This is a genomic window from Ideonella alba (assembly GCF_018069875.1).
Classification (GTDB): domain Bacteria; phylum Pseudomonadota; class Gammaproteobacteria; order Burkholderiales; family Burkholderiaceae_C; genus Ideonella; species Ideonella alba.
Map to the genome: position 1 here is coordinate 1 of NZ_JAGQDF010000011.1, position 25,377 is coordinate 25,377.

A 25,377-nucleotide genomic window follows, 5' to 3' on the forward strand; every position below is an offset into this window, starting at 1 on the left:
CCCATCGTGGCACTCAGTTGCCGTCTGCCGCTTCGCGGCTGGTCCGGGACGGGGAAGTCCCTTTCATTCGTTAGGCGTCAACAACACGCGGACGTTGATCCGCAGATCACAATGACACGAAGCGAATCATGAATCGATGCACCCCCCTGCTAGCGCTGACGTTTTTCTTGCCTGCCGTCAATGCCGCAGAAGAACCTTTCAAGGCACTTTGCGTCGCTGAAAAGTCAACTGGCTTTAATTGGAAGTCTGGGCAATGGGTGCAAGCAAACTTCAAGGCTGAGCGCAAGTTGATCGTTCAAAAACTCGATCTTGACAAATATAGAACAAAACCCGCGCACGAGCGCCCCCTAGCCTGCAGCGACGATGCAATGAATAGCTACGACTCGAAGGTTCTGTCCAAAGGCTGTTACTTGATAAAAGAAATGGGAAGCCCCACGTTCATAATGTTTGATTCCGAAGTTTGCATAGAAGCTCAGGTCGGCGACAGACTGCAATCAGTTCAATGCAAGAAGCTGACATTCAATCCTGATGGAGCGTTCATCGAATACCCTTGGCATTCGGACATTAGCCCAAAGCCGAAGGACGACTACAAGGACTCACTCATCGTTTCCGTAGGCACCTGTAGCAGGCTCAGCGATTGACGCCTAACCCTTCGCTGGAACCGACGCACGCCGGCATGGCACTTGGCCCGCTTCCCGGCTTAGGTCATCATCCGTACAGCGGGCCAAGTGCCATGTCGGCGTGCGCGGCTCAGCTCGAACGTTAGGCGTCACGTGCACCGAGCCTCAGTACTCTTCGCGCTTCTCACGTCCGCTTCAGCGTCCTTTTCTCTGTCGGTCAAGTTTGCGCAAAATCTCAACATTCGCCTAGAGACATCGCAGTCCTTGAGTACCTCGCACCAGAGCTTCCTTTTGTCGGCTGTATTGGAGTCAAGGAGGCGGTGCATCGCTGACGCGAGCGATTTGGTAGTCGCCGTACAGGAAGTCGTTCCTCAGTCGTCGTCTTCGACCGGAGTACTGACAACGGAGGTCGTGTCCGCCTTCTTGCGAGCGGCAGGCGTCCCTGGGCGTCAAGTTTTCCAAGGGCAGATACCTCTCTCAGACGCGCGTCAGCGAAGATCGGCAGCGCAAGATCAGGCAATCGTGGAAGTGGGAACCATAGAAGTCCAGCTTGTTTGCACCTCGAAGGAGTGAGTTCAGCATGCGGTCAATGACGCCTAACAGGTCGTTCAACGGGACGTGCTACGGCTGGGCAGCCTGGCCGCCCAGCGCCAAAGGCCATCATGCGCCGGTCGGCCAGGCTCCCCTGCCTTCGCACGCCGGTTAACTCTGCGTGAAGCCTCAGAACACGCCGTCCTCGGTTCTCTTGCATCCGATGAATACACCGACTCCGTGCCACGCAGTAAACCGCTCACCGAGCCGGAACGACCGAATCAAAGCCACCATCGCCAACGCGGCTGTCTTGGTTTGCGCCTGTTTCGTGCTGCTGGGTGCGTTCTACTTCGGCATAGCATCGTGCGGCGGGTACGTTTGGCACAAGGAGGCCTTTCGAGGAGTCAGCATGACGCTGTACGTTGCTGCCCTGGCATGCCCAAGCTCTCTACTTCCATCCATCGGGCGCAAGGTGGCCTTCGCAATCGGGCTACCGTTACTGTTCGTCCTGGTTGAGTCAGCCACAGCGCCGTTCTATCCTGGGCCACCGAACTCTCTCGTGGAGTACGGCGCCATCTTCTTTCGCGCACTCGCATTTGGTCCATGCGGCTAAGGCCTAACCACTCGCTGGAACCGACGCCCACCCTCATGGCACTTGGCCCGATTCCCGGCTTTGGCCATCATCTCGTCCAGCGGGCCAAGCGCCATGCCGGCGCGCTCTCAAGCCTCTTCGCCGACGTCACCTACGGAAGGCCTATCGTCAGTGCGGGCCCTTCTTCACTACCATACCAATGCTCGGCGTCTTAAGTGCAGTGCTCGGTCATGTGCTTGCGGCCAGACGTGAAGGTCGCCTCAAGAAGCGGGTCGGCACCTAACCCCTTCCGTCCATTGGGCAGGCCTGCGCCCAGCCTCTTACGTTGAACGTTAGGCGTCACACAAGCCATGCTCGGTTCGCTGTTCCGTTCTTCGCTTCCCGACGATGCTGTTGAGTACGCCGGCTTCGTACTCATGCACTGTGCAGCCATTGCTGATTCGAACCGCGAAGGCGAACTGATCTGCCCGTTTGCAGTTGTCACCGATGCGGCTGGACGGCAGGTACTGGACTTTGAGTCAGAGACTCAGGAGGAAGCTGTCGCCAAGGGTTGGACAAGCCTCTCTGAGGCAAAGCGAGCAAGGGTCTGGTGGGCCTTCGGCAGAGAAGGGATCTCTCGACGACCAGATGGAACTGGCATGGACGTCCTGACGGTCACGGTATGGGTTCCCGGAATGAGGGAACACTACAGCTTCACCCAGCGCTTCGGTCGGGGCCCGGACCAAGGCATCTATCTCATCGGCAAACCTGAAGCGCTGAAGCATGGGGAGGAGTACGCCGAACCACTTGAACGCTGGAACCATGCAGCCCTTGGCAGAGGCATTGCGTCTCATCCGAAAGGCAGTCTTTGGTCAGAGTGGCTAGGACCGTGACGCCTGACCCGTGGCTCACGCCAACCCGCTACGGCATGCAACGTAAGCCTCCGCAGGCAGCTCGGCTCGAACGATAGGCCGCACATCCAAGTCCCTGCGAGATCCACCACGAGTGAATCCAGATGCCAGAACCGTTCCGCACCGAGCCTCCAAAGTACATCGCAAGAATTGCCGGAGCGATGTACCTCATAACGATGGCCACCGCGCTTTTCGGCGAAGGCTACGTTCGCGGTTCCCTACTGGTGAGTGAAAGCGCCGCGCAAACTGCACAGAACATCATCTACTCGCAAGGTTTGTTCAGGCTCGGTCTGGCCACCGATCTCATCACCTTCGCAGGTGTTGTCGTCCTGGTCTGGTCGCTGCATCAGTTACTGCAGCCCGTCAACACCAAGCTGGCGCTCCTGGCTGCCTTCTTTCGCTTGGTTGAAGTTGGCGCTCATTTCTCTGCCGTCGCGTTTGGTCTCGCTGCGGCATCCCTGCTTGGCGGGGGCGAGTACGTCAAGGCCTTCAATGCCGAGCAGCTCGCAGGTCTGGCGGGCTTGGCCCAGCGAGCTCAGGGCGCTGGCTTGACCATCGGATTCATCCCGCTTGGCATCGGGTCTGCCATCTTTGCGTGGCTGCTCTTCCAATCCGCGTACGTGCCACGAGTCCTCGCTGGTTGGGGCATCGTCTCATCACTCATGCTGGCAATCTACGCGCTTGCCTGGGTGATCACGCCATCTACAACAGACTTCTTCTACCTTGCCATGCTCCCCATGTTCATATACGAGGTTGGGCTTGGCTTGTGGCTGGTAGTCAATGGCGCACGCACAGGCACCACGAGTGCGGCCTAAGGCTTCGCTCAAGCGGAGCGCCAACGGCGTGTCAGCAGGACAGCGAGGTGGCTTTGGTTATCCTCCGCCTCGCGGGCCTGGCGTCACACTGCCGTCGCCCTCTTGGCTCAGACGTTAGTCATCTCCTGAATCCGCTGTGGCCATCGCTCCTCGCGTCCCCTTGTCCCAGGTCGTCTTTGTTCACGACTACTTCCAGCTCGTGTTTCAGGGCGAGATACTGAGTGTCTACAACCAGGCTTCGGTTCACCGTGGCTCCGCAGTCTTTGCCCATGGCGAGCCTGGCTTCTCTGACGCACTACTTCAGCTCATCGGTCAGCAAGCCACTGCAACCCCTGCTCAGCCGGGAACCATGCTTGCGCTCCGGTTCACTTCGGGCACGGAGTTGCGCGTCCAAGACGGTGGTGCATCGCCTGCGCAACTCGAAGGCTTCAGCTTCTCCGGCGACGCTGGCACTTTCATGGTCGGGCACAACCAGTAGCAGTCGCCAGTGCTCGTTCGTGTCGCCAGTTGGAACGCTTGCGCCAGAGCAAAGGCAGTGAGGCCTAACCCCTCGCTGGAACCCACGCCCACCGACATGGCACTTGGCCCGCTTCCCGGCTTGGGTCATCATCGGTACAGCGAGCCCAGCGCCATGCCGACGTGCGCGGCTCAGCTCCTACGTCAGGCATCGCAATGCAGCGTGGTTCCACGATGGCGCGTCAAGTTCTACGCTGGTCAGCGTTCCTATCGCTTCCGGGCGTACTTTGGGCTGCGTTCGAGATGTACGGCTTCACTTTGTCCGGCCCACAGATGCTGTTCTTCAGCGTCGCACACAGCATGCCTCTGTTGGTGCTGGCCATCTGGCTGGCCATGCCAACCGGAGCACTCTGGCTCGCTCAATCAGCCGCCGCATTGGCTTGGCCCAAGTACCGCTTTCTTGCCGGCGTGTCGGCCCTGTCCGCCGCAACATTCCTCTTCGCGTTGGCGTCGCAAGCCGGGCTTCTGGCAACCTATGATGAGTGGTCTTCCTCAGAAGCAGCCCGCACACCCTTATGTCTGCTGGGCCTGGTCACCACGGCCATGCTGATGCGCGAGTCGTGGCGCGCGCTGAGGCATAGTGCCCCGTTCAATCCGCCTGCTCCTGCCATGCTTCAAGACCGAACCCTCAGCACGTCGAGAACGCTTCCGCACTCTCCTGCGGCGGTGTACAACGCCTTCGCATCCGCCAGTGTTCTCGCCGCCTGGTGGGGGCCGGCCGGATTCTCGAACACCTTCGAGATCTTCGAGTTCAGACCCGGCGGCCGGTGGAAGTTCGTCATGCACAGCGCCGACGGCAAGGACTACCCGAACGAGAGCGTGTTTGCCGCGCTGGAGCCCGCAGCGAAGGTGGTCATCGAACACGTCGCGCACCCACACTACACGTTGACCGTGACTCTCAAGCCGGCTGAGCAAGGAACCCTCCTGACTTGGGAGCAAACCTTCAAGGACAGCAAGACGGCGCAAGGCCTCAGGCACATGGTTGAGCCTGCCAACGAGCAGAATCTGGACCGTCTGGCCCAGGCACTCGCCAAGAACGAAGGTGCCGTCTAGCGAGGCGCCACGGCAAGTGGGAGTGGCTGCGCGGCCGCCAGGTTCCATGATTGGCAGCACGGCCGCGCTGCCCTTGCGCGTCGCCCCGGTGACCACTACTGTTAGGCCGCATACTGCGACGCTGCCGACACCGCCACTTTCAGCGTCGACAACCAACATCTCGGAGAGACTTGCATGTTCAGCCACGTCATGGTCGGTACGAATGACATTGAGCGCTCCAAGCGTTTCTATGACGCCGTGCTCGCGGTTCTGGGCGCTGGCGAGCCCTTCCGCAATGAAAACGCCACCGGTCAGGTCCGCCTGTTCTATCGTCACGAAGGCAGTTCGTTCTGTGTGAGTGAACCCATCAACGGCGAATCGGCCACCTTCGCCAACGGTGGAACCATCGGCTTCAAGTGCAGTTCGCCGGAGCAGGTACAACAGTTCCACGACGTCGCGGTCGCGAATGGCGGCCACTCGATCGAACAACCGCCCGGCTTGCGCGAAGGCAAGCTTGGGGCGATGTATCTGGCCTATGTGCGAGACCCCGACGGCAACAAGCTCTGCGCTCTCCACAGGCCAAAGTGACCTGACCATGCCGGCAGGCGCTCAGTAGCCTGGCCCGCAAGACAGTGCGGCCTGATCCTTCGCTTGGGTGGGCCGCCTCCGGCTTGGCACTTGGCTCGTCCCTCGGTATCAACGACAGGCCTCTTCCATGCAGCTCTTCCTCGCCATCGCCGCCCTCACCAGCGTCCTGCTGGCGGCTGCACTGTGGCGTCGGTACGCGGCGCTGCGCAGAGAGTCCCACATCCGCCACGCGGAGTTTCCCCGGGGCCTGTTCGAGAAGCTCAAGGCCAAGCATCCCCACCTCACCACCAAGGACTGTCAGCTGGTTGCCCATGGCCTGCGCCAGTTCTTTCTGGCGCATCTCAAGAGCGGGAGGAAGTTTGTTTCGATGCCCAGCCAGGTGGTCGATGACCTGTGGCACGAGTTCATCCTCTACACCAGGAACTACCAGGTCTTCTGCCACAGCGCCTTTGGTCGTTTTCTTCACCATTCGCCGGCTGCCATCCTGGGCAGCGACCGCCAGAGGAATGAAGGACTGCGCCGTTGCTGGTGGTACGCCTGCAAGGAGGAGAACATCAACCCCAGATCCGCCACCCGGCTGCCGCTGCTGTTCGCCCTGGACGCCAAGCTGAACATTCCCAACGGGTTTCGCTATGTCCCTGACTGCAGCGGCGTTCAGCGAGAAGGTGATCCCGGCCACGGTGCGGCGGCGACCTACTGTGGCGGAGACTTTGCCAGTGACGCCGTCGATGGCGGCACCGACGGATTCGCCGACGGATCGTCCAGCGGCAGCGATGGCGGAGACGGCGGTGGGGACGGCTGTGGCGGCGGGGGCTGTGGCGGTGGCGACTGAAGCGATGCTCTTCGTGGGTCCCGGTGGCCGGTGTGCGACGCGCAGCCGTGGTGTCACGCTTGCCGTCCCTCTGGTCCCCTTGGCGGATACCATCGTGGCCGGGTGCTCAGCGGACTTCAAGACAGCTTCGCCGGACGCTGACGAACACCATGCCGCACCGCAAGAAGCCGATGCCCACCTCCAAATCTTCGCGCCAGGTTGCCGCGCCCATGGGCGGCGTGGACGCATTCCTCGCCAGCCTGGCGCACCCGCACAAGGAAGGCATCGAGCTTCTGCGCCAGGCCATCCTGGCGGTGGATTCACGCATCACGGAGGACGTCAAGTGGAACGCGCCCAGCTTTGCGCTGGCCGACCACTTCGCCACCTTCAAGCTTCATCCGCCTGCGACCCTTCAGCTGGTCCTGCACACCGGCGCCAGGCGGCAGGCGTCGCCGCGCAGGTTTGCTCTGTCAGGTGCAGAGCCGTTCATCAAGTGGGCGGCCCCTGACCGCTGCGTCATCACGCTGGCCAACACGGCGTCCGCGCGAGAACACACGGCACTCGTGGCCAACCTGGTGCGCCAGTGGCTCGAGCAGTTGTGAGCCGCTCGAGCCTCGGAGAAGGGGCGCGCGTTGTTTGGCTGGTCGAACCCTCCTGGTCGACAATCGCGCCATGTTTGATCACGTGGTGTTCTCGGTCAGCCACTATGAGGAGGCCAAGGCGTTCTTTCTGAAGGCGCTGGCTCCCCTGGGTGTCGAGGTGGTCTCCGAAGGTCCCCTGGGCATTGAGCTGTGCCATCCGGACAGCCCGTCGTCGCTGTGCATTCGCCGGACGGAGCAGAAGACACACCATCTCCACCTGGCCTTCACGGCCCATTCGCGACAACAGGTTCATGACTTCTACGCGGCCGCGCTGCAGGCTGGCGGCCAGGACAACGGTGCACCCGGTTGGCGCCCGCAGTACAGCGGGAAGTACTACGCCGCCTTTGTGATTGGCCCCGATGGGCACAACATCGAAGCCGTTTACCACGAACCCGATGAATAAACGGGGAAGGGCATGGGCACACCGCGCCCCTCATCGACTGCACGATGGTGGCCTGAGCGCGGCCAGCCACCCCAGTGCGCGCTGAGGTCGAGCCGCCTGGGGTCAACAAGACGACGAGTCCGGTCATGATGCAAGCATGCCGTCCTGTCCTGTGGGCCTTGACCTTGTCAGGTGTGGTGACCAGCGCGGTGGCGGCCACCCCGTGGGAGCGCTGGATCGCGCGACCGACGCCAGCCAGTGCCCAACAGGTCCAGAGGATCGAGTACAGCACCCAAGGCGGCAACGCCGACCTTGGCGAAGAGACCACCCGCGGCCTGCGAATCCTGGCGGCGCGTGTGGGACAAGGCGACCCGGCATCCTTGGCCATCGCCGTGCGGCTGGTGCACACCACACGCCCCGGCGCCCACCTTGAAGATCTTCATGCGATGCTGGGACGCGCGTCCGGCGACCACGCCCAGCAGTTTCTGGCGGCGCTGAGGCAAGAGGGCGGCGATCTGTCCTGCCCTGGCGTTGAGTTCATGGGGGAGGCCTTCGTCGACAACGATGCGGCCAAAGTGGCCGAACGTGAGCGTCGGCGGCGCGCCCTCATGAAGGTCTCTTCGACGCGGCTGGTGCCGGTTCGAGACCGGTGCCTGAAGGTGCTGCAGCAGGCCGGCTGACCGTTCACACATGCTGACCCGCCAGGGCCCGACCGGGTCGAGTGTCCTGCTTCAGCGCCCGCGTCCTGACCCCATCCCATCCCGGTGCGGCTGGGCAAGGTCGCCGCTTCGCGCGATCATTGGTCCACCCCGCACGCCCCCCATGGTCGTCTGCATCCGAATGGGGATGACAGGGCGGCCCCATGGGTGTTGAAGTGGGGCCCATGACACCAGGAGGACTTGATGTGGCGCTTCTATGTCGCGGTGGCGGCGGTCTGGGTGGCGTTGTCGCCGCCCCTGTTCACCGGCGGGGCCTGCACCGCCGAGTTCGACGCGCTCCACGCTGAACTGATGGACAGCGGGCTGCTGCGGCGCACGGCGAAAGACGCTGTTGAACATTTCCGGGGCCTCGGGGTGCCGGTGTCCGAGATCACGCCGGAACGCTGCCGTGAGCAGAAACCGCGCTTCCTGTCGCGCTGCACGAGTGAGACGCTGGTGTATGCGCGCGTGCCGGTGAAGCACCTGGTCTGCCGCACCTACCGCGACGCGGACATCAAGGTCGCCATGGTGTACGACGACCGTGGCCGCGGCGTGCGCCTGAACATGGACATGGCGCCGTTCAAGTCGCTGCCCATTCCCGGCACCGGCATCGTCATCGACTGGGGCCGGTGAAGGCCCGGCGCCCACCACAGGGACCCCCATGACCCCCACGGCGATGGTCGAGGCGATCTGCCAGGAGCTCGTGTCCAGTCACGGGGTTCACACCATCTTGCTGTACGGCTCGCACGCCGACGGCACCGCGACCGACGACAGCGATCTCGACATCGCCGCCTTCGGCACGGTGGTGCAGGCATTCCGGATCGCGCGCCAGGAAGGTCCGGTCTACCTGGACGTGTGGGTGTACCCCGAGGCGGATCTCTCGCAAGCCTCGGTCGAGAGCCTTCGCCTGCGGGGCAGCCATATCCTGCTGCAACGCGGTGCGCTGGCAACCACCTTCCTCGATCGCCTGGATGCCCTGTACCGCCAAGGACCGGAGCGTCTCAGTGCCAACGAGGTGGCGGCCCGCGACGTCTGGGCGCACAAGATGCTCGCGCGCAGCGCACGTGGCGACGCGGAAGGTCACTACCGCCGTGTCTGGCTGCTGCAAGCGCTGCTGGAGGACTACTTCCACAAGCGAGGTCTGTGGTTCGAAGGCCCGAAGAAGGCGCTGCGCTGGCTCCAGGCGTTTGATCGCCCCGCCTACGAGGCCTACTGCCTGGCGCTGGAGCCGGGCGCCAGCCAGCAGGCGATCGCGGACCTGGTGCGTCTGCTCGCCGGTCAGGGCCATGCCTGACCGATACCCGATCCGTGGCACCCGTCGGCACGCTCTGCCCCGGGCGGCCGACTGGGCCTGGCAGGGGCTGGTCACGGGCCTGGGCCGTGCCTCAGAATGGCTGCTCGCCCCATGTCAAGCCGTCAGACGTGGTGCAGGGGCGAGGGAGGACCACAGCATGAGAACGGATCAAGCGGCGCGCGGTCCGTCGTGTGGCGTGCACGAGGCCACCGCCCCAGACGAGGCGTGGGCGCTTGGAACGCCTTCGTCCGCCCGCCCTCCAACGGCTTCGGGGTGGGGTGGGCCGCCTCGTCGATGGCGCTGTCGTTCTTCGAGTCCAGCGCCTCGAACCATCGCCGGACCGATCGTCTTGTCGTGGTTGGCGGTGGTGTCATGCGTGACGCCAGCCTGGGCCGCCGCCGACAAGGTCTCCGAGTCGGCCGCCCACTCACAGTGTGAGCAGCAGTTGCGATGGGGGGTCACGCCAAGGGATCCGCTGCCGGCCATTCCGGCCTTTCGCAACAGTGTGTGCGAGTGCGTCGCTTCAGAGGCCCCCGGACTGCCCCAGGAGGGCAGCGCAGGCGAACGCCAGGCCGCGCAGGCCGCGTTGGCCCGGCGCTGCTATCAGCGAGCCCAGCAGGCCTTGCTGTCGCAGCCGGTGCCGGACACCGCCGTGTCGGCGATCGGTCAGGTGGTGCCCTTCTTTGCCGCGAACGCCGAGTTCAGGTCTGCCCGGTTGGTGTCGACGGTGTGTCCGAGACTGGACTACCCCTTCGTGGCAGTCAGGGCCGAGGCCGTGGGAACGACCGTTGTGGCCTTGAAGATCTCGTCCACCGGCCAGTTGCTGGGCAAGTACCTGGTCCAGTCCGCTGGTCCGTCCTACGGGCACAAGGCGCTGGACGAGGCCGTCATCACGATGCTGGGCCAGTGCAAGTACGAGCCTGCGCGGTTGAACGGCCAAGCGGTGGAAGGATGGACCCGCATCGAGTACCTCTGGAAGCTGGAGTAGTGAGTCGTCCCGGGTGACAGCGGTCCGCGTCGAGCGTCCACGGAAGCCGCCGCGCGCATCGGCATGGCACACTGACCGCGGTTCCAAGGAGGTCAACAGCGTGTCCGAGCCCGCCGAGCCAGGCGACGGTGATGTGGTCCGGGTGGCCACCTGTGAAAGCGCCACGGAAGCGCATCTGCTGAGGGGGGTGCTGGAGTCCGCTGGACTGGCGCCTCGCGTGGCGGACGCGCACACCGTTCAAGCCAACGCCTGGATGACCCAGGCCGTGGGTGGCGTCAGGGTGCTGGTGCCTGCCGCGCAGGCCCGCGATGCGCTGCAGGTGATCGCCCAGTTCCACGCCGGCGCCTTCCAACTGGAGGGCGAGCAGGCGGCGGGACCCACCTACCAGGTGCAAGCCTCGCCGGTGTTCAGCCCGGACCGGGCGGCGCTGCTCAGCCTGGTGCTCACGCCGGTGTTCGGTGCCGCGGTGCAATGGGCCAATGCGGCCACGCTGCGTGACGGCGCGCGCCGACGGGCCCGATGGGTGTGGCTGATCGTGCTGACGCTGGCCAGTGTCGGCGCGACGGCCGTCATGCATCGGCTCAACCCAGGGCCTGGGGTCATCTTCCGGGCCAGCCTGGCGATGTCGGCGGTGACGCTGGTGTGGTACTTCGTGTCCGGGCAGGATCAGAGCCGAGCGCTGCTGGCCACCTACGGACCGAGGTTCCAGCGGCGAAGTCTGGTTGTGCCCGCTGGGCTGGTCGCCCTGCTTCTGCTGGCGGCGGGCTGGTCGCTCAGCGAACTGGCATGACGCCGGGTCCTTGCGCCGATCTGGCATGGGCGTGCCACCGTCGCCTCCAGGCGAGCGAGGCGCGATGCCTCTGCCGCATACCGCGATCCTTCCGAGGCGCCTACGGGCTCACCACCGACCCGCCGACAGGCCGGGGTGCGCGCCGGCCCGTGACAGCGCACCGGCGCACGCCCCAGAATCCCCCCTGACACCCACCGCGCGATAGCCCCACCCGATGCTAATCCGACTGCTCAACCCAGCCGATGCCGCCGGCTTCCGGGCCGTGCGCCTGCGCGGCCTGACCGAGGAGCCCGCGGCCTTTGCCTCGTCCTACGAGGAAGAGTGCGGCCGGCCGCTGGAGGCCACCCAGGCGCAGCTTGCGCCGAAGGCCGATGGCGCGGTCTTCGGCGCGTTCGAGGGCGACACGCTGCTGGGCGTGGTGGGCCTGCAGCGCGAGAGCATGCGCAAGCTGGCGCACAAGGGCGTGGTCTGGGGCATGTATGTGGTGCCGCAGGGACGGGGCCGGGGGATCGCGCGCCGCCTGCTGGCCGCGGCGCTGGACCATGCGTGGACGCAGTGGCAGTTGGCCCAGGTGAACCTGAGCGCGCAGACCGGCAACCAGGCTGCGGTGGCCCTGTACCGGTCCCTGGGCTTCGAGGTCTTCGGCACCGAGCGGGGGTCGATGCGGGTGGGGGACCGCGTCCATGACGAGCACCACATGGTCTGCCGGGCGCCCGCTGCGCTCACGAAGGAGTGAGGCACGTATGGCCACCACCGACCTGACCACCGTGTACGCGGCGCTGCGCCAGATCCTGGCCCGGCACACCGACGGGCTGCTGGTCCAGCACGACGATGACACGCAGTTCTACGTCGACACCCACCACGTGCAGCCGAACAAGAAGCCGCTGTTCTTCGGCGCCGTGCAGCGGAAGAAGGCGATGGTCGCCTTCCACCTGATGCCGGTGTACCTGCAGCCGGCGCTGCTGGCGTCGATCTCGCCGGCCCTGACCGCGCGGATGCAGGGCAAGTCCTGTTTCAACTTCAAGACCCTGGAGCCGGCCTTGTTCGAGGAACTGGACCGGCTCACGCAGTCGGCCCGGGCCAGCTACCGCGCGCAGGGCTTTGTCGACTGAAGCCGGGGCCCGTAGACTGTCTGGCCGTGCGTCATCGCCGATGGCGTCAGGCGCCAACCGCCCTGGCTGAAGGAGCCCCCATGAAGATTGTCGTGTCCACCCGCGTCGCGGCCCCGTTGAGCGAGGTCTGGCGCGCCTACACCACGCCCGCCGACATCATGGTGTGGAACACCGCCTCGCCCGACTGGCACACCACGGCGGCCACGGTGGACCTGCGGCCAGGGGGCCGCTTCTCGTCGCGCATGGAGGCCAAGGACGGCTCCTTCGGCTTTGACTTCGCGGGCGAGTACACGCGCGTCGAGCCGCAGGCCCTCATCGAGTACGCGTTCGGTGACCGGGTGGGGCAGGTGCGGTTCGAGGAGGGCGCGCAGGGCGTGCTCGTCACCGTCACCTTCGATGCCGAGTCCACCCATTCCGAGGAACAGCAGCGCGGCGGCTGGCAGGCGATCCTGGACAACTTCGCGCGCCACGTGGTCGGCTCTTGAGCGGCGCCTGGTGATGCAGGTCCGGGATGTGGCGCCCCACGAGCTGCCGGCGGTGTGGCGGCTGCTGTGCGCCCAGGGCTGGGCGCAGCGCGTGGGCAGCCCGGCCGACCTGGCGCGCCTGGTGGCGGCCAGCCAGCGCAGCGCGGTGGCGCTGGACGACCAGGGACAGGTCGTGGGCTTTGCCCGAGCGATCACCGACGGCCTGTCGAACGGTTACCTGTCGATGGTGGTGGTGGACCCGGCGTGTCGCCGGCAGGGCCTGGGGACGCGGCTGGTGCAGCACCTGATGGGTGAGGATGCCAGCATCACCTGGGTGCTGCGCGCGGGTCGCGAGGGCGCCGAGGCCTTCTTCAGCCGGCTGGGCTTTCGCGTGTCCACGCTGGCAATGGAGCGGCCCCGCCAGCGCTGAGCGGGTCGGGCCGGACGACCCCGTCGAACTGGTACCCTGCCGCATGCCCAGGTCCACGCTGAGCTGGTCCGAGAGTGCCGTGGTGGCCCTGATCTGCTTCGGGCTGTTCACCCTGTGGTCGGTGCAGGCGGTGCTGTCCGGCTTCCCGGATGCCCGCTTCACCGACGATGGCAACTGGCAGATGGTCGGGGTGGAACTGGTCCTGGCCCTGGCGGCCCTGCTGTACCTGCGCGCGCGCCGCTTCGACATTGCGTCGCTCTACCCGCAGCCGACGCTGGCCGGCACCGGCATCGGCCTGCTGCTGTTCGTGGCCTGCTGGCTGGGTGGCACGCTGACCACGTCGGTGCTGGGCGTGGCGGGCGAGGGCGATGTGATCGCCTTCTCGTTCGATCAGACCTCCCTGGCTTCCCGCGTCGGGTTGGCCGTGGTCAATGGCAGCTTCGAGGAGGTCTTCCTGCTGGGCGTGCTGGTGCGGGGCCTGCGCGGCCATGGCCTGTCGGTGGCGCTGGGGGTGCCTCTGCTGGTGCGGGTGCTCTACCACCTGTACCAGGGACCATTGGGCGTGGTCTGGGTGGCGACCTTCGGTGTGCTGCTGTCGCTGGCCTATGTGTGGCGCCAGGACCTGTGGCCGCCGGTGCTGGCCCACATCCTGTGGGACATCGTGCCGACCCTGTAGGGCGGCGGCCTCAGGCGTTGGCCACACCTGCCGCCACATGGCCGGCAGGCACATGGGACAGCGCGCCCTGCACATGGCCGGTCTGGTCGTCGAAGAAGAAGTCGGGTTCGAACTCGCGCAGGAAATCGCCCTTGGGCAGGCCGCCCAGGAACAGCGCCTCGTCCACCTCCACCTGCCAGTCCATCAGCGTGCGCACGGCGCGCTCGTGGGCGGGGGCGCCGCGTGCGGTGACCAGCGCGGTGCGGATGCGCATCGGGCCGGGCTCGGCGCGCAGGCGGTGCAGCGCATCCAGCAGCGGCTTGAAGGGGCCCGGCGGCAGCGGCGTGGCCGCCTTGGCCTGCTCGTGGCGCTGGAAAGCCGGCAGGCCCTCGCGCTGGAAGACCTGCTCGGCCTCATCCGAGAACAGCACCGCGTCGCCATCGAAGGCGATGCGCAGTTCATCCGGGTGGGCCTGCGAGGCCCGCGCGCCGTGCGGGTAGACACGCGCCGCCGGCGTGCCGGCGGCGAGCGCCGGACGCACGTCGCCATCGTGCGCCGACAGGAACAGGTGCGCGCCCAGCGGCCGCAGGTAGCGCCAGGGCGGCTGGCCCCGGGTGAACACGCCACGCTCGATGCCCAGGCCGTAGTGCGCCGCCGAGCGGAACACGCGCAGGCCCGACATCGGGTCATTGCGTGACAGGATCACCACCTCCACCCGCGGCGCGGCGCCGGCATTGAAGGCCAGCAGCTTCTTCACCAGCGAGAAGGCCACACCGGGCGGGGCCGGCTGGTCCAGGCGCTGCTGCTGCAGCTGCATGTAGGCGCGGTCGTCGGCGGCTTCAAAGACGCGGTTCTCGTCCTCGAAGTCGAACAGGGCGCGCGACGAGATCGCGACGACCAGGCGGTCCTGCAGGCTGGCGGGCATGCGGGCGATGTTACGCGCGCAGCACCGCTCCTTCAGTGCACGAAGCCGATCGCGTTGCGCCGCCCGGCCGGGGCCGGCAGGTCGCGCGAGAGCACGGTGCCGCGGCCATCCAGGCGTGCATTGCCAAACGCCGTCATCCAGGCCCGGCGCATCTCGCGCGGGGCCATCTCGGCCAGACGGTCGAGCACCTCGTCGGAGGGCTCGGGGTCGAAGCGCTGGCCCCAGTCGTGGGCGGCGCGGATGCTGGCGTACAGCCGGCCGGCGATCGCGCGCGCGGCGGCGGCGTCGGGCATCTGCACCTCGTAGACGTTCATCCGGTTCAGGATGGGCTCGGGGATGGCGCGCTCGTCGTTGGCGGTGGCCACCCAGATGACCTGGCTGGCGTCGATGGGCACCTCGGCGAACTCGTCGGTGAAGCTGCCGGCGGTGTCGTGTTCGAGCAGGCTGTAGAGCGCGCCCAGCGGGTCGTAGGCGTGCTCGCCGCGCGCCTTGTCGATCTCGTCGACCACCATCACCGGGTTGGCGTAGTTGCCGTCGACCAGGGTTTCGAACACCTTGCCGGGGCGGGCGCCCTTCCACTGGCTGGAGGCGCCCGAGAGCACCCAGCCGGCGGTCAGCGAGCCCATGCTCATGAAGCCCATGCCGGTGCCCAGCAGCTTGGCCACCTCGCGGGCGAAATGCGTCTTGCCCACGCCGGGCGGGCCCAGCAGCAGCATGGGGGTGATCTCCAGCGCGTCGCGGCTGTCCTCGCACAGCGCCAGCTGGCGCTTCACGTCGTCGAGCACCTCCCCGAAATTGGGCAGTTCGTCATACAGATGGTGCATCGCCGGCAGGCCCGAGGGCTTGACCTGGAAGCGCTCGGGGCCCTTCTCGAGCATGCGCTCGTAGGTGTGGCGCAGGTGTTCATGCTCGCGCTCGGGCAGCTTGCCCAGGCGCTTTTCCACCTCGTCGAGGCGGTAGACATGGCGCATGCGGGCGATCGGGATGCGCCCGCCCGGGGGCACGGTGGCGATTTCGTGCGAGGTCGACATCAACAACACCTCCAGACGCTGCAGGCCGGCTGGCCAGGGTGCCAGACTGCGGCATGTCGAGGGTGCACGAAGGCCCGAACAGCGCCGCGATCCCGGCACAGACAATCTAGCAAGTGCCGGGCCCGGATGCGAATCGGGGTTTACTTCACCCAGGTGTTGAGCTGGATGATGGGCAGCAGCACCGCCAGCACGATCAGCATCACCACGCCGCCCATGGCGACGATCAGCAGCGGCTCGAGCAGCGTGGCCATGGTCAGCGCGCGGCGCTGCACCTCGGAGCCCAGCTGGCGCGCGGCGCGGTCGAGCATCAGCGGCAGCTGGCCGGTCTGCTCGCCCAGGCGACTGAACATGGCCAGCAGGCCGGGAAAGCGCTTCTTGCCGGCCAGCGCACTGGCCAGCGGCGCGCCCTCGCGCACCTGGGCCAGGGCGTCCATGGCGTCGGCGCGCATCGCGCGGTTGCCCAGGGTCTCGGCGGCGGCCTGCAGGGCCTTCAGGATGGGCACGCCGGCGCCGGCCAGCATGGCCAGCGTGCCGGCAAAGCGCGCCGCGTTGTAGCCGCGGGCCAGGCGGCCGAACAGCGGTACGTTCAGGAAGCCGGCGTCAAAGCGCTCGGCGAAGGCCGGGTTGCGCAGCGCCATCGCCAAGGCGCCGCCGCCGGCGGCCAGCAGCAGCAGCACCGCCCAGCCCCAGTGGCGGATGAAGTCGCTGATCGCCAGCATCGCCACGGTCAGGCCGGGCAGCGCACGTTTGCTGCTGGTGAACACGCCGGCCACCTGCGGCACCACGTAGGTCACCAGGAAGGTGACGATGACCACCGCGATCAGCGACACCACCATCGGGTAGAGCATCGCGCCCACCACCTTGCTGCGCAGCGCCTGGCGCTCTTCCAGGTCGTCGGCCAGACGCTCCATGACCGCGCCCAGGGCACCGCTTTGCTCACCGGCGGCGACCACGGCGCGGTAGACCTCGTCGAAATCCTTGGGGCAGCTGGCCATCGCGCGGGCGAAGGGGCTGCCGGCGTTGACCTCGGACTTGAGGTGGGCGATCAGCTCGCGCTGGCGCGGTTCCTCGGCCTCGTCGGCCAGCGCGGTCAGCGCGCGCTCGAGCGGCAGGCCCGAGCCCACCAGACCGGCGAACTGGCGCGTCCACACCGCCAGTCCGGCGTTGCTGTAGGCGCGGCGCCGAAAGCGCGGGCCGCTGGCGCCGCCGCCGCCGTTCTCGCTGCCGACGGCATCGACCGACAGCGGCACCAGCTGCTGCGCCCGCACCAGCGCACGCGCCGCCTTGGCGTTGTCCGCCTCGACCAGGCCATGGCGGGCCTTGCCGGCGGCGTCGAGGGCTTCATAGCGATAAGCAGGCATAGGAACTCAGCAGACCCGTCCCGGCGCAGGGCCGCCCCAAGCCGGGACAGCCCCCTTGGGGGGTGGCGAAGACGCGAAGCGGCAAGCCTGGGGGTTCATGTTCAGTCTCTGGTGACCCGGACCACTTCTTCCATCGACGTGATGCCCTCGGCCACCAGGCGTTCGCCGTCCTCGCGCATGGCCTTCATGCCGCGGGCCTTGGCGGCGGCGATGATCTCGACCTCGCCCGCACGGTTGTGGATCAGGGCCTGGACCTTGTCGTCCACCACCATCAGCTCATACACGCCGGTGCGGCCCTTGTAGCCGGTGTGGCTGCATTCGGGGCAGCCTACGGCGTTCCAGCGGCCGCGCCGGCCCTGGGTCTTGCAGTGCGGGCAGAGCTTGCGCACCAGGCGCTGGGCCAGCACGCCCAGCAGGCTGGAGCTGAGCAGGAAGGGCTCGACGCCCATGTCGATCAGGCGCGCCACGGTGGACGGCGCGTCATTGGTGTGCACCGTGGCCAGCACCAGGTGGCCGGTCAGCGAGGCCTGGATGGCGATCTGCGCGGTCTCGAAGTCGCGGATCTCGCCGATCATGATGACGTCCGGGTCCTGGCGCAGGATGGCGCGCAGGGCCTTGGCAAACGTCAGGTCGATCTTGGCGTTGACCTGGGTCTGGCCGATGCCGGGCAGCTCGTACTCGACCGGGTCCTCCACCGTCAGGATGTTGGTGGTGGAGGTGTCCAGGCGGCCCAGGCTGGCGTAGAGCGTGGTGGTCTTGCCCGAGCCGGTGGGGCCGGTGACCAGCACGATGCCGTGCGGCTGCTTGACCAGGCGGTCGAAGTCGGTGAGCACCTCGCCGCTCATGCCCAGGCCTTCGAGCGTGAACTTGGATTCGCTCTTGTCGAGCAGGCGCAGCACGGCGCGCTCGCCGTGCGCGCTGGGCAGCGTGGAGACGCGCACGTCGATCGCCTTGCCGCCGATGCGCAGCGAGATGCGGCCGTCCTGCGGCAGGCGCTTCTCGGCGATGTCGAGCTCGGCCATGATCTTCAGACGGCTGATCAGCGCGGCGTGCAGTGCGCGGTTGGGCTGCACCACCTCGCGCAGGCTGCCGTCCACCCGGAAGCGCACGCTGGAGCTGCGTTCGTAGGGCTCGATGTGGATGTCGCTGGCGCCGTCCTTGGCGGCCTGCGTCAGCAGCGCATTGAGCATGCGGATGATGGGCGCGTCGTTGGCGGCCTCCAGCAGGTCCTCCACCGCGGGCAGCTCCTGCATCATGCGCGACAGATCGACCGCGCTTTCCACCTCGCCCACCACTGCGGCGGCACTGGCCTCGCCACCGGCATAGGCGGCGGCCAGGCGCTGGTCCAGCGCGGCGGTGTCCTCGGCCTCGCAGGTGTCCACCGCGTACAGGCGCATCACCTCGCCGATGGCCGAGGGCGGCGTGCCCGGGGCCACACGCAGCAGCAGCTGCTGGCCGTCGTCCTCCAGCAGCAGGTGGTTGGCCTTGGCGAAGGCGTAGGGCAGGGGGTGGCGCTGGCCCATGTCAGTTCGGCGCGGTCGTGGCGGGTGCGGTCGTGGCCGGAGCCGGCTGCGCCGGACGGGTGCCGGGCAGCTCGGGCAGCACCGGGGCCTCGTTGATCGGGGTGAGGATGCTCTGCTCGGGCTGGGTGCTGCGCTGGGTGGCGCGGATCGCCTCGTAGCGGTCCAGCGCGATGCGGTCAGAGCTGCCCTGGTCGCGCACCACCACCGGCCGCAGGAAGATCATCAGGTTGCTCTTCACGCGGGTGCGGCTGTCGTTGCGGAACAGGTTGCCCAGGATGGGCACGCTGGCCAGGCCGGGCACGCGGCCGTCGCTGTCGGTGAACTCGTCCTTCATCAGGCCGCCGAGCACCATCATCTGGCCGTCGTCAACCACCACGGTGGTCTCGACCGCGCTCTTGTCGGTGATCAGGCCCGAGGTGGTGTTGCTGTTGACCGAGGAGTTCTCCTGGTAGATGGTCATGCGCACCGTGCCGCCTTCGCCGACCTGGCTCTTGACGCGCAGCGTCAGGCCCACGTCCTTGCGCTCGATGGTCTGGAAGGGGTTGGTGGCGCCGCTGCCGGTGCCGGTGTTGGTGAACGAGCCGGTGATGAAGGGCACGTTCTGGCCGACGACGATCTTGGCTTCCTCGTTGTCCAGCGCCAGCAGCGTGGGCGTGGACAGGATGTTGGCGCCGGCCTGGGTTTCCAGGAAGCGCGCCAGCGTGCCCAGCGTGTAGACGCCGTTGAGCTTGTTGATGAAGCCGATGTTCAGGCCCTGGCCGGGCACGGTGATGCTGGTGCCGGTGGTCCCGGTGGTGCTGGCGGTGGCGCCGCCGAGCGACAGGTTGATGATGTTGTTGCCGCCGGAGCCGAAGTTGGTGCCGGCGACGATGCCGCGGGTGTTGCTGCTGTTGGACAGCAGGCCCTGCCACTGGATGCCGAAGTCGGCGGTCTTGCTGGCATCGACCTTGACGATCATCGACTCGACGAAGATCTGCGCGCGGCGGGTGTCGAGCTGGTCGATCACCTGGCGCAGCTGGCGGTAGACCGGCTCGGGCGCCGAGATGATCAGCGAGTTGGTGGCCGGGTCGGCCTGGATCTGGCCGCCGGTGGAGGGGCGGGCTGAGGATGCCACCGGCGTGGTGGCCGCCGCGCTGGCGCCACCGGTGCCGGCCACGCCGGTGTTGCTGCTGCTGGTGCTGCTGCCGGTGCCGGCGATCGAGCCCGGGCGGCTGCCGCCCTCCAGCCCGGTCAGGCTGCTGCTGCCGCCGGACCCGGCACCGGCGCCCGACGTGGCACTGGCCAGCACCGCGCGCAGCACCTCGGCCAGCTTGGTGGCGTCGGCGTTCTTCAGGTAGACCACGCGGATCTGGCCGGCCGGGCCGCCGTCGGCGATCGGCTTGTCGAGCTTGTCGATCAGCGCCTTCACGCTGGCCAGACGGGCCGGGTTGGCGGCGCGCACGATCAGCGAGTTGCTGCGCGGCTCCGCCATCACGCTGGTGGCGGCCGACTGCGACTGTGCGGCGCCCGGCACGCCGGGCGTGGGGGCCGATTCGGAGAGCTTCTGCACCAGCGGCTGCAGCTCGGAGGCCAGCGCGTGCTTGAGCGTCACCACCTCGACCTCGGAGGCCGCCGGCTGGTCCAGCGCGGCGATGATCTTGGCCAGGCGCTGCAGGTTGTCGGCGTAGTCGGTGATGACCAGCGTGCCGTTGCCGGCGTTGGCGTTGATGGTGTTGTTGGCGCTGATCAGCGGCCGAAGGATGGCGACCAGGCTGTTCGGGTTCTCGTGGTTGAGGCGGAAGATCTGGGTCAGGATCTGGTCACCGCGCACGGTGGGCGCACCCACCACCACGGTGCCGGCCTGCAGCTTGGCCTCGGCCTCGGGCACCACCTTCAGCAGGCCGGCGTTCTCGACCACCGTGAAGCCCAGGCCGCGCAGCGCGGCCAGGTAGCTGCGCCAGGCCTCCTGCGGCGGCAGCGCCTTGTCGGAGGTGATGGTCAGCGAGCCCTTGACGCGCGGATCGACCAAGATCTGGCGGTCCAGCATGGTGCCGATCGCGCGCGAGACCATCTCGATCTCGGCGTTGACGAAGTTCAGCGTGACCGGCGCCTTGGCGCGCGTGGCGGGCATCGGCATGTCACCGTCGGCGGCCTGGACAGGCCAGGCCAGCGCGAGGGCCAGCGCCAGGGCGCCGTGCCGGAAGGAGAAGTGATGGAGCTTGGCCATGGTCACCCGATCGAGAGACGCGACAGCGCGCCGTCGCGCCGTCCGATGATGTTGAGCAAGTTGTTCAGCGCGGCCTCCTGGCCCGGTGCGGCCGAGGCTTCGCCGCGCAGGCGCAGGCCCTGGGCGCCGATCTCGCCCTGGCCGGTCAGGCGCAACGCGCCGTCCAGCGTGGACAGTTGCAGGGCGATGCGCCGGTCGCCCTGGGGCGCCAGCAGCAGCTGGTAGCTGCCCAGCGGTTCGATGCTGGACAGGCGCGAACTGAACTGCAGCAGTTCGACGCGCGCCTGGCCTTCGAGGCGCCAGCCCTGGGCGTCGCTCTCGAAGCGCAGTCCGCTGCTGGACAAGCGCAGTTCGCCTCCGGGCCGCAAGGTGTTCAGCGGCGCGCCCAGGCCGGCCAGCCAGGCGGCCGGCCAGTGGCCCAGTGCGCCGGCGGCGCCCTGCAGTTCGATGCGCTGGCGTCCCCAGCCGGGCTGCCAGTCGATCTGCAGCGGGGCCTCGATGTGGCCGGGTTGCTGCAGCTGCCAGCGCAGACCCAGCCAGGTGGGCCGGGCGCGCCAGTGCAGCCGCGCGGGCAGCACCGAGGCGTCGCGCGAGCCGGTCGGCCCGGCCAGCACCGGCAGCGCGCTGCCCTGCCAGACGGTGCCCTGCGGATCGACCAGCTGTACGCGGTCCTGGCTCAGGCGCGCCACTGCCTGCGCCAGCCAGGCCGCCGGTGCCTGGGTGACGAGACCGGCCACCAGGCCCAGCAGCGCCCCCAGCGTGGCCCAGGCCCAGACGCGCGGCGCGCGGCCGGCGACCGCGGACGCGCCGCGCAGCGGCTGGGACAGGTGGGGGCGGCGGCGCATCATGGGGCGGCGCTCGCCGGCAGGCTGACCACCACCTGGCCGCTCAGGCCGGCCTGGCTGCGGCTGAGCTGCATGTCGATCGGGCGCGCCCGGGCGCCGCTGCGCACCTCGGCCAGCCAGCCAGTGAGCGCGGCGGGGGACAGGTCGGTGACGTTCAGCGTGGCGCGGTCGGCCACGACGTTGAGCTTGACCTTGCTGCCCAGGCGGTCGGTGGCGGCCTTCAGCGCCAGGCGGGACTGCTCGCCACTGACGGCGGGCTGGGCCTTGAGCTCGCGCGCTTCGGCGGCCAGGCGCTGCATGCCCAGGAACTGGGCCTCCAGCGCCTCGCGCTGCGGGGGCACCTCGCGCCAGGTGCGCCAGGCCGGCTGCAGGCCGACGAACCACAGCAGACCCAGCAGCACGACCGCACCGGCCAGGCGCACCAGGGTCTGCTCGCGCGGCGCCAGCGTGGCCCAGCGGGTCTGCAGCGGCAACAGCAGCGGCTTCATTGCTCATCCCCTGTGCCCTGGGCAGGGCTCTGGCGCGGTGGCGGCAAGGGCTGGCCTGGCGGGGGCGGCATCGACGCGCCCTGGGCCGCTGCGGGCGGGACCATGCCTTGGGCACCGGGGCCGGGCGGTCGCGCCGGCGGCGCAGCGGCCGCGGCAGCGGGCGGCGCCCGGCGCGGGTCCAGGCGGCTGATCACCAGGCGTCCGGGTGCGGCCTCGGCGTCCAGACCGAAGGGCTGCAAGCGGCTGCGCAGGCCGTCGATCTCGGCCGGCGTCCAGCCGGCGCTGGCCAGGGTCAGGCTGCCGGGCTCGAACTTGATCGAGTCGGCCGGGCCGCGCGAGGGCGGCCAGGCGGCGTCCACCGCCTGCAGCATCGGCTCCAGGTCGGTCTCGCCGGGGCGGCCGGCGCTGGCGCGCAGCAGCTCGATCTCCTTTTGCATCTGCACGCCGGGGTCGATCACGGCGCGCACATGCGGGAAGCTGCCCTGCAGCAGCGAGGCCATTGCCGCCTTCTGCCGCGCCAGGGCGTCGCGCTGCTGCCAGGCCCAGGCGTTCAGGCCCACCAGTTGCACGGCGACCAGGGCCAACAGGCCCCAGCGCACCGGGCGCCAGGCGCGGTCGCTGCGGAAGCGCCGCCAGCCGTCGCGCAGCAGGCGGCTGCCGCGGTGCTGCGGCGCCAGGTCGAACTGGCGCAGGTTGCCGTCCCAGGCGGCGGCGGCCAGGGCCAGGTCGGTGGCCGAGCGGGCGGCCACGGTCTCGGCGTCGAGGTGGGCCAGGGGCTGGGCACTGTCGCCCGAGGCGCTCCAGCGCACCGAGGCGCCGGCACTGCGACCGGCCACCCAGGTGCGGGCGCCGCCACCATGCAGCGGCAGGCAGGCCAGGCCGTCGGGGTCACGCCAGGCCAGGGTCTGGGCGCCCGGCTGGGCCGGGGCGTAGGCGTGACCGGCCGGTTCACCGTCCGGGGCCCAGGCCGGCACCACGCGGTCCACGGTGGCGCCGCCGGTCTCCAGCGCCGCCAGCTGGCCGCGCAGCCAGGCCCGGTGGGTCACCGCCACCCAGCCCGGCTCGCCGGCCTTCCAGCCGGGCGCCAGCGCCAGGTGCAGGTCGGCCTCGTCCTCGAGCAGCGATTCCTCGAGCAGACCGGCCAGCGCCGCGCGCAGCCGCGCGGCCGGCGCCTTGGGCACGGGCAGGCGGTGCCAGGACAGCGCTTCGGGCGGCAGCACCGCCACCACGCTGCCGGCGCGCGGCAGCCGTTCCAGGGGATCACGCCCCTGGCGGATCAACTGCCGGGTGTCACTGGCCAGCACCCAGTCCCACTCGGGGGCGGCGCCTTCGGCGGGCGCCTGCGGGGGGGCCTGCACGGACAGCCGGGGCGGGGCCGGCAAGAGGACGATCAGGATGGACATGGACGGAATTCGGGGCCGCTAGGCGCAGGGTACGTCGGAGCGCAGCCCCGGGCCGCACCCTGGCCAGCGTTGTACCGCATTATGGTGTCGAGCCGGCAGGCGGCATCCCTCATGGGCCGGACGGTCATGATTCTGGGGGGAGCGTCTCGCGGCGCATCACGATCACGTCCTGACCACGCCGCATCACCAGGCTGCGCTCGCGCACGACGAAGCTGTCGTAGCGCAGCTCGCCCAGCACCTCGAAGTACTGCGAGCTCACGCCCAGCAGCTTCTCGGACAGCTGCAGTTTCTCGGGCAGCAGCTTCTTGGCGTCGGCCAGCGTCCCGAAGCCGCCGTTCAGCCGGGCCCGCAGCAGGCGCTCGGCGGTGGCGCGGTCCAGGCCCTCGACGGCGGCCATCAGCACCTCGGGCGGGGCGGTGTTGAGGTTGATGCCGGTGAGTGAGGGCAGGATCACCACGAAGGGCTCCAGCCGGCGGATGGTCTCGCCGTCCAGCCCCAGCCAGGCCAGCTGCTCCATGCGCATCGGCGTCAGCGGCGAGCCGGGGGCGACGCGCTCGGAGTCGTCGATCTGGTCCTCGGCCAGCGAGGCGCCGTTCATGCCGTCGGCAATGCGCGTGGCCACGTCGCGCGGCAGGCCCAGGGTGTCGCACAGGCGCTGCATCAGCTGCAGCTGGACGTCGGCATCCTCCTTCTCGTCCTGCACCAGGTTGCGCAGGTTGTAGCGCGACTGGGCGTCGGTGATGCGGCCGGTCAGGAAGGCATCCAGGCCGCTGCTGTCGGCGCTGTTGTCGCGGTCGGCGGCCAGGAACTCGGACAGGCGCACGTCCTGCAGCGGGGTGGCCCAGACCTCGTCGAGCGAGTCGATGTTGCGGTGCTTGGTGTCCTGCAGGTCGGTGCGCAGGATCAGCCGCGCCCAGTCGACCGCGCCCTGCACCAGCCAGCTGGCCTGGCTGCGCGCGCGCTCGGCGCCCTCCACCTCGACCGCCTGCCACTGCTGCCAGACCATGCCGGCGGTCAGCGTGGCCACCAGCGTGACGACCAGCATCGCAAGCAGCAGCGCGGCGCCGCGCTGGGCGGATCGCAGACGGGAGCTCAGGGCGGCACGGCTCATGGGCGCAGCACGATGTCGCGGGTGAGCGGGCCGCCGGGCATCTGCAGCTGCAGGCGCACGCCGCGGGGCAGCAGCTCGCGGTCAAAGTCCGGGGGCGGGTTGTCGCCCTTGGGCGGGGGCACCGGCACGGGGGCGGTGTCGCCGGTGGATTGGGCGTTGGACCAGTTGTTGTCGGTCAGCCGCCAGTAGTAGACCTGCCAGCCGTCCAGGTCGCCCAGCATGCGCAGCGCATCGCCGCTGATCGCGCTCCACTGCTGGCCGCGGATCCACCAGTCCTGCATGTCTCGCACCCGCGTCACCGGCGGCGAGGCCCAGCGCCACAGCTGGCGGTCCTGCAGCGTCCAGACGACGAACTGCAGGCCCTCGGGCGTGCGCCGGGTCAGGCGCAGCGCCGCGCCGTCGAAGCGCAGCGAGGGCGCGGCGGCGCTGTCCTGGATCTGGTTCAGGTCCTGCTCCCACTGCGCCAGCACATTGCCCAGGCGCATCATCTGCGCGCTGGCCTGCTGCGCGCCGTCGCGGCTGCGCGCCAGTGCGTCGATGCCCTGCCACGCCATGGCCGCCAGCACCGCCATCACGAACAGCGCCACCAGCACCTCGACCAGCGTGAATCCGCGCGATGACCCGGGCCGGTTCAC

General features: G+C 68.3%; 29 protein-coding genes. 19 read left to right on the plus strand and 10 right to left on the minus strand.

Annotation, left to right across the window (positions count from 1 at the left end; translation table 11 throughout):
* Positions 1–128: 128 nt before the first annotated feature.
* From KAK07_RS17495 to KAK07_RS17585, 19 genes are all read left to right on the plus strand, one after another.
* Positions 129–641, plus strand: coding sequence for a hypothetical protein (locus KAK07_RS17495; protein ID WP_210862127.1), 513 nt, complete (start codon positions 129–131; stop codon positions 639–641).
* 1,452 nt (positions 642–2,093) lie between these two features.
* Positions 2,094–2,615: a hypothetical protein gene (locus tag KAK07_RS17500; protein ID WP_210862129.1), complete on the plus strand. Its 522-nt coding sequence runs from the start codon at positions 2,094–2,096 to the stop codon at positions 2,613–2,615.
* Between the two features lie 122 nt (positions 2,616–2,737).
* Positions 2,738–3,448, plus strand: coding sequence for a DUF4386 domain-containing protein (locus KAK07_RS17505; RefSeq protein ID WP_210862130.1), 711 nt, complete (start codon positions 2,738–2,740; stop codon positions 3,446–3,448).
* Positions 3,449–3,608: 160 nt separating this feature from the next.
* Positions 3,609–3,926, plus strand: a complete 318-nt coding sequence (locus KAK07_RS17510) for a hypothetical protein (protein WP_210862132.1) — start codon at positions 3,609–3,611, stop codon at positions 3,924–3,926.
* Between the two features lie 281 nt (positions 3,927–4,207).
* Positions 4,208–5,017 carry an SRPBCC domain-containing protein gene (locus KAK07_RS25430; protein ID WP_247664422.1) on the plus strand — a complete coding sequence of 270 codons (810 nt, stop codon included), beginning with the start codon at positions 4,208–4,210 and terminating at the stop codon, positions 5,015–5,017.
* Between the two features lie 174 nt (positions 5,018–5,191).
* Positions 5,192–5,584 (plus strand): VOC family protein, encoded by a 393-nt coding sequence (locus KAK07_RS17520; RefSeq protein WP_210862134.1) that lies wholly within the window; start codon positions 5,192–5,194, stop codon positions 5,582–5,584.
* A 127-nt stretch (positions 5,585–5,711) separates the two neighbouring features.
* Positions 5,712–6,416 carry a glycine-rich domain-containing protein gene (locus KAK07_RS17525; RefSeq protein WP_210862136.1) on the plus strand — a complete coding sequence of 235 codons (705 nt, stop codon included), beginning with the start codon at positions 5,712–5,714 and terminating at the stop codon, positions 6,414–6,416.
* A 149-nt stretch (positions 6,417–6,565) separates the two neighbouring features.
* Positions 6,566–6,997: a DUF1801 domain-containing protein gene (locus KAK07_RS17530; protein ID WP_210862138.1), complete on the plus strand. Its 432-nt coding sequence runs from the start codon at positions 6,566–6,568 to the stop codon at positions 6,995–6,997.
* A 70-nt stretch (positions 6,998–7,067) separates the two neighbouring features.
* Positions 7,068–7,439, plus strand: a complete 372-nt coding sequence (locus tag KAK07_RS17535; protein WP_210862145.1) for a VOC family protein — start codon at positions 7,068–7,070, stop codon at positions 7,437–7,439.
* A 125-nt stretch (positions 7,440–7,564) separates the two neighbouring features.
* On the plus strand, positions 7,565–8,098 hold the full coding sequence (locus KAK07_RS17540; protein ID WP_210862146.1) for a hypothetical protein: 534 nt from the start codon (positions 7,565–7,567) through the stop codon (positions 8,096–8,098).
* 222 nt (positions 8,099–8,320) lie between these two features.
* A complete protein-coding gene (locus tag KAK07_RS17545) occupies positions 8,321–8,749 on the plus strand; it encodes a hypothetical protein (RefSeq protein ID WP_210862148.1) in 429 nt (142 codons plus the stop codon).
* Between the two features lie 28 nt (positions 8,750–8,777).
* Complete coding sequence (locus KAK07_RS17550; protein WP_210862151.1) at positions 8,778–9,410, plus strand: nucleotidyltransferase domain-containing protein; 633 nt, start codon at positions 8,778–8,780, stop codon at positions 9,408–9,410.
* A 376-nt stretch (positions 9,411–9,786) separates the two neighbouring features.
* The gene (locus KAK07_RS17555) at positions 9,787–10,398 is read left to right on the plus strand and encodes an energy transducer TonB (protein WP_210862153.1); all 612 of its coding nucleotides are present in this window, start codon (positions 9,787–9,789) and stop codon (positions 10,396–10,398) included.
* A gap of 100 nt (positions 10,399–10,498) precedes the next feature.
* Positions 10,499–11,188, plus strand: coding sequence for a putative signal transducing protein (locus KAK07_RS17560; RefSeq protein ID WP_210853477.1), 690 nt, complete (start codon positions 10,499–10,501; stop codon positions 11,186–11,188).
* A 214-nt stretch (positions 11,189–11,402) separates the two neighbouring features.
* Positions 11,403–11,924, plus strand: coding sequence for a GNAT family N-acetyltransferase (locus tag KAK07_RS17565; RefSeq protein ID WP_210862155.1), 522 nt, complete (start codon positions 11,403–11,405; stop codon positions 11,922–11,924).
* 7 nt (positions 11,925–11,931) lie between these two features.
* Positions 11,932–12,300, plus strand: a complete 369-nt coding sequence (locus KAK07_RS17570; protein ID WP_210853473.1) for a hypothetical protein — start codon at positions 11,932–11,934, stop codon at positions 12,298–12,300.
* An 80-nt stretch (positions 12,301–12,380) separates the two neighbouring features.
* Positions 12,381–12,785 carry an SRPBCC family protein gene (locus KAK07_RS17575; RefSeq protein ID WP_210862157.1) on the plus strand — a complete coding sequence of 135 codons (405 nt, stop codon included), beginning with the start codon at positions 12,381–12,383 and terminating at the stop codon, positions 12,783–12,785.
* 13 nt (positions 12,786–12,798) lie between these two features.
* Complete coding sequence (locus KAK07_RS17580; protein ID WP_210862159.1) at positions 12,799–13,194, plus strand: GNAT family N-acetyltransferase; 396 nt, start codon at positions 12,799–12,801, stop codon at positions 13,192–13,194.
* 43 nt (positions 13,195–13,237) lie between these two features.
* On the plus strand, positions 13,238–13,870 hold the full coding sequence (locus KAK07_RS17585; protein WP_210862161.1) for a CPBP family intramembrane glutamic endopeptidase: 633 nt from the start codon (positions 13,238–13,240) through the stop codon (positions 13,868–13,870).
* 10 nt (positions 13,871–13,880) lie between these two features.
* Here the strand turns inward: KAK07_RS17585 and KAK07_RS17590 are convergent, their stop codons facing one another.
* The 10 genes from KAK07_RS17590 to KAK07_RS17635 form a co-directional block, all read right to left on the minus strand.
* Positions 13,881–14,774 (minus strand): 5'-nucleotidase, encoded by an 894-nt coding sequence (locus KAK07_RS17590; protein WP_210862163.1) that lies wholly within the window; start codon positions 14,772–14,774, stop codon positions 13,881–13,883.
* A gap of 32 nt (positions 14,775–14,806) precedes the next feature.
* The gene (locus KAK07_RS17595) at positions 14,807–15,805 is read right to left on the minus strand and encodes an AAA family ATPase (protein ID WP_210853464.1); all 999 of its coding nucleotides are present in this window, start codon (positions 15,803–15,805) and stop codon (positions 14,807–14,809) included.
* 140 nt (positions 15,806–15,945) lie between these two features.
* Entirely contained in the window at positions 15,946–17,166 is a 1,221-nt protein-coding gene (gene gspF, locus KAK07_RS17600) for a type II secretion system inner membrane protein GspF (protein ID WP_210853462.1), read from the minus strand.
* Positions 17,167–17,267: 101 nt separating this feature from the next.
* Complete coding sequence (gspE, locus tag KAK07_RS17605) at positions 17,268–18,689, minus strand: type II secretion system ATPase GspE (protein WP_210862165.1); 1,422 nt, start codon at positions 18,687–18,689, stop codon at positions 17,268–17,270.
* 1 nt (position 18,690) lies between these two features.
* A complete protein-coding gene (gene gspD, locus KAK07_RS17610) occupies positions 18,691–20,895 on the minus strand; it encodes a type II secretion system secretin GspD (protein WP_210862167.1) in 2,205 nt (734 codons plus the stop codon).
* Between the two features lie 2 nt (positions 20,896–20,897).
* Positions 20,898–21,743 (minus strand): type II secretion system protein N, encoded by an 846-nt coding sequence (gspN, locus tag KAK07_RS17615; RefSeq protein WP_247664426.1) that lies wholly within the window; start codon positions 21,741–21,743, stop codon positions 20,898–20,900.
* On the minus strand, positions 21,740–22,228 hold the full coding sequence (locus KAK07_RS17620; RefSeq protein WP_210862169.1) for a type II secretion system protein M: 489 nt from the start codon (positions 22,226–22,228) through the stop codon (positions 21,740–21,742). Before KAK07_RS17620 ends, gspN begins: the two co-directional genes overlap by 4 nt.
* Positions 22,225–23,631 (minus strand): type II secretion system protein GspL, encoded by a 1,407-nt coding sequence (gene gspL, locus KAK07_RS17625; RefSeq protein ID WP_210862171.1) that lies wholly within the window; start codon positions 23,629–23,631, stop codon positions 22,225–22,227. The genes KAK07_RS17620 and gspL overlap by 4 nt, the downstream gene beginning before the upstream one ends.
* Positions 23,632–23,755: 124 nt before the next feature.
* The gene (gspK, locus tag KAK07_RS17630; RefSeq protein WP_210853454.1) at positions 23,756–24,742 is read right to left on the minus strand and encodes a type II secretion system minor pseudopilin GspK; all 987 of its coding nucleotides are present in this window, start codon (positions 24,740–24,742) and stop codon (positions 23,756–23,758) included.
* Complete coding sequence (locus tag KAK07_RS17635) at positions 24,739–25,377, minus strand: PulJ/GspJ family protein (RefSeq protein ID WP_310738522.1); 639 nt, start codon at positions 25,375–25,377, stop codon at positions 24,739–24,741. Before KAK07_RS17635 ends, gspK begins: the two co-directional genes overlap by 4 nt.